The organism is Haloferax sp. AB510, assembly GCF_024136985.1.
Taxonomy (GTDB): domain Archaea; phylum Halobacteriota; class Halobacteria; order Halobacteriales; family Haloferacaceae; genus Haloferax.
Map to the genome: position 1 here is coordinate 1 of NZ_JAMYJY010000183.1, position 3,215 is coordinate 3,215.

The 3,215-nt window shown below is 63.7% G+C and carries 3 protein-coding genes and 1 pseudogene; 1 reads left to right on the forward strand and 3 read right to left on the reverse strand.

Annotated features, from left to right (window positions below; all coding sequences use genetic code 11):
• The 3 genes and pseudogenes from NKF06_RS20160 to NKF06_RS20170 form a co-directional block, all read right to left on the reverse strand.
• Positions 1 to 319, reverse strand: a pseudogene (locus NKF06_RS20160) (hypothetical protein); the annotation flags it as partial.
• 93 nt (positions 320 to 412) lie between these two features.
• Complete coding sequence (locus NKF06_RS20165; RefSeq protein ID WP_253246413.1) at positions 413 to 1,003, reverse strand: hypothetical protein; 591 nt, start codon at positions 1,001 to 1,003, stop codon at positions 413 to 415.
• A gap of 123 nt (positions 1,004 to 1,126) precedes the next feature.
• Positions 1,127 to 2,389, reverse strand: a complete 1,263-nt coding sequence (locus NKF06_RS20170; RefSeq protein WP_253246414.1) for a glycosyltransferase family 2 protein — start codon at positions 2,387 to 2,389, stop codon at positions 1,127 to 1,129.
• A gap of 205 nt (positions 2,390 to 2,594) precedes the next feature.
• Here NKF06_RS20170 and NKF06_RS20175 point away from each other — a divergent pair, with 205 nt between their 5' ends.
• The gene (locus tag NKF06_RS20175) at positions 2,595 to 3,068 is read left to right on the forward strand and encodes a molybdopterin-dependent oxidoreductase (RefSeq protein WP_253246415.1); all 474 of its coding nucleotides are present in this window, start codon (positions 2,595 to 2,597) and stop codon (positions 3,066 to 3,068) included.
• The last annotated feature ends 147 nt before the right edge of the window (positions 3,069 to 3,215 follow it).

The window sequence follows — 3,215 nt, forward strand, 5'->3', positions numbered from 1 at the left end:
CGTAGCCACCCGTGCCGCGGCCGGTCGCACCGCGGCCGCCACCGCCGCCGCTCTTGCCTTTCGCGCTCGCAACCCCGACGGGGCTGAGCGCGGCCAGCGACTGCGGGTCGAACCCTGACAGCGACGACTGGTCGGCGGCTTCGTAGCGGGACATCACCCACGTCTGGTCGGCGAGGTCGACGACGAGCGAGCCGTCGGAGATCTCGAAGTCGGAGACGACGCTCGACTTTCGCGGGGGAGGGGAGTTCGAACCGAGACAGCCGGCGAGTCCGCCAGCGGCCCCGAGACCGGTCAGTTGGAGGAACGTGCGGCGCTTCATGGGGACTCTCGTCTCTGTCAATCAGAAAACTAGGATAACAGTCTTGTGGTTCGATACGTCTCGTAAGAGAGAATGTCGCGTCTGCCGACTGGTTTACGGGCGGACCATCGCGAATGCAGCCCTGATGATCCCGATGACGACTCTATCGAGCGAGTGCGTCGCCGCGCCGAACGAGACGAAGAAGACGACCATGACGAGGAACTCGACGATCGGGAACGCGCCGAACGGGAATACGCCGACACCGAGGTCCACGACGAGTCGGATGAACGCGATGCCCGCGTCGACGGCGCGGTCGAACGTGAGAACAGCGATAGAGCCGCCGACAACGGATATGACGGCGTACACGAGAAGCCGCGGGGTGGTGGGGACCGCCCGCCCCAACTCTACGCGGACGGGTCGGCCGGCGTCCCCGGCGACGACCCCGAGCGCCGCGAGTTGCCGACGAAGTTGGTCGAGCGTCGTCACGACGAAGATGAACCACAAGAACGCCGCGAGTCCGAAGCCGACCGCCGACGCCGAGACCCCGGGAACGACACTCGTCAGGGTTTCGACGATAGTCGGGGTCGCGCGCTCGACAAACAGGTAGAAGACGACGAATCCGAGCGCCGCATCCACGGGCCCGTACGCCGGGAAGGGCTCGTGTTTGCGAGCGCGGTCGGGACCGATGTTCGCGTGCGCGTTCATACAGTGAGAAAACGTGCCGTGAGCGCATCAATCGGTGACTCGATTACCACGGCTCGGGAGTCAGCCCTCGGAGAGTGGTCATCGGATACCGATGGAGAATAGTTCGGCACGCAATCGCCGCGGTCAATCGTCAGAGGTGTAAAGCGACTCTCGGAGCTCGCTCGCGAACCGATTCACGTCCAGTCGCTCGGGTAAGTCGTTGCGCCCGTCGTGTTCCGTGAGCGAACCGGATTCGAACGCGGGGTTGCGCTCTTCGACCGTCTCCAGCGCCACCTTGGTCGTGACGGCGAAGTGCTCGACCGGAGCGACGAACCCCCAGAGCGCGCCCGCGGTGTTGAGGACGACGAGAATCGGCGTCCACGGAACCGCGAGGAGCGTGAGTTTCGACTCCGACCAGTAACTTGCCACGCCAGCGCCCGTCACGACGAACAGCGTGGCGAACTCGAGAAGAGAGCCGATTCGATAGACCATCAGGTCCGGAAGCGCGCTGGGGACGAGGAACGTGATGAGGGTTATCAGCGGGATAAGCGGCGAAAAGCCCCACGCGACGAGGCGGAACTGTAGGAACATCTGATAGTGTAGCGGCAGCAGGTCCGAGTCCTGTCGCGTTCCGGAGAACCACCGCCGACGCTGTTTGAGCATCGTCATGACCGACGGCGGGGCCTGATTGCGGAACTTGCAGTTCAGCACGTTGAAATCGAGGTCGGTGTCGGCGGCCGCGCGCCACGCGAAGTCCGTGTCCTCGGTGATGGTCTTCGAGTCCCACGTGATTCGATTTTCGAGACTCGTTCGAATCGCGATGCCGCCGCCCCACGCGTACAGCGGGAAACTGAACCGGCCGAACGCCCGCTGTTCGCGTTGGTAACCGATGCGGAACACCTCCGAGAGGTACGTCACCCACGAACCGGTATACACCGGAAGTTCGGTTATCTGGACGATGTCACCCTCCGGCAACCCCTCGAAGTTCGCCATCAACGTGTCCTCGTCGAGGTAGAGGACGAACTCCTTGTCGCAGGGGACCTCGCGGCGCGCCCATTCGAGCGCGCGGCCCTTGTGAGATGCCGTACACGTGAACTCCTCGGGAACGGCGTGAACCGTCGCGCCGTCGACCGAAATCGGTTTTTCCGCGATGACCCGAACGTCGTCGAGACCGTCGGGGACCGCGTTGACCGTCGATTGGACGATGTTGGCAGCGTCGATGGTGATGATGCGCACTTGGATGTCGTCGTAGCCGTAGGCGACGTCGTCGGCGGGGACGGTCTGTCGCCACGCGAGGACGAGCACCTCGACGAACCAGGTGAACACCGAGGCCGAATACAGCACGAAGACGGTCCAGACGAGCATCAGAAGGACGAACACCGCCAACTCGGACTGGACCTCGAACATGTAGATTGAACATATATTCTCAAAGCAATGAATATATGGAGTTCGGAATCGACCGACTCGCAACCGAGTCGAAACCGTCCAATCGGGTCGACGCCCGCCAACCAACTACGTCAGGGGGACCCATCCTTCAGACAGTTATAAGCCCTTAATTATTAGCGGTTACACACACCGGTAGAGTCAACCAATATCGGACTAGTGAGTACGCATGCACGCACAACACGACAGGTCGCGTTCGGCGACCGCCCCGACCGAGTCGATTCTCGTCCGCGGCGACGACCGAGCATCGCTGTCGGGCGCGGAGTTACTCGACTTCCCCGCCGAGGACCGAACGGTGACGGTCGCGTGCGCGTCGGGGACGCGGCACACCGCGACGTGGACCGGGGTTCCGGTCTTCGACCTTTTCGCTGACGTCGGCCTCGACGACGAGACGACGCACCTCGTCGTCGAGAGCGACGACGGTTATCGCGTCTGTATCGACGTGTACGACGCCCTCGACGCCGTGCTCGCCTACGCCCGCGACGGGACGTCGATAGGCGAGGAGTACGACTACGAGACGCGCTTTATCGCGCCCGAAATCGACGGGTCGCGGACGGTGAAAGGCGTCCGCGCCGTCGAGGCATGCGTGCTCGACCCGTCTACCGACCCCGAATCGCTCGAAGACATCTCCAAGAAACCCTGACCAGATGATGCGAAAGAGACGGGATCGGCCGCCCCGAACGGACGCGGCGGAGAACACCAGCGGGTCCGCCAGTGGGTCGAGCAGGCGGGCGTTTCTCGCGTCCGTCGGCGGGGCCACGGCGGCCGGCCTCGCGGCGACGAGCGGGCT

Bases quoted from the DNA above. Each gene is read 5' to 3' on its own strand.
- NKF06_RS20165 (WP_253246413.1), bottom strand. From the start codon at position 1,003: ATGAACGCGCACGCGAACATCGGTCCCGACCGCGCTCGCAAACACGAG.
- NKF06_RS20170 (WP_253246414.1), bottom strand. From the start codon at position 2,389: ATGTTCGAGGTCCAGTCCGAGTTGGCGGTGTTCGTCCTTCTGATGCTC.
- NKF06_RS20175 (WP_253246415.1), top strand. From the start codon at position 2,595: ATGCACGCACAACACGACAGGTCGCGTTCGGCGACCGCCCCGACCGAG.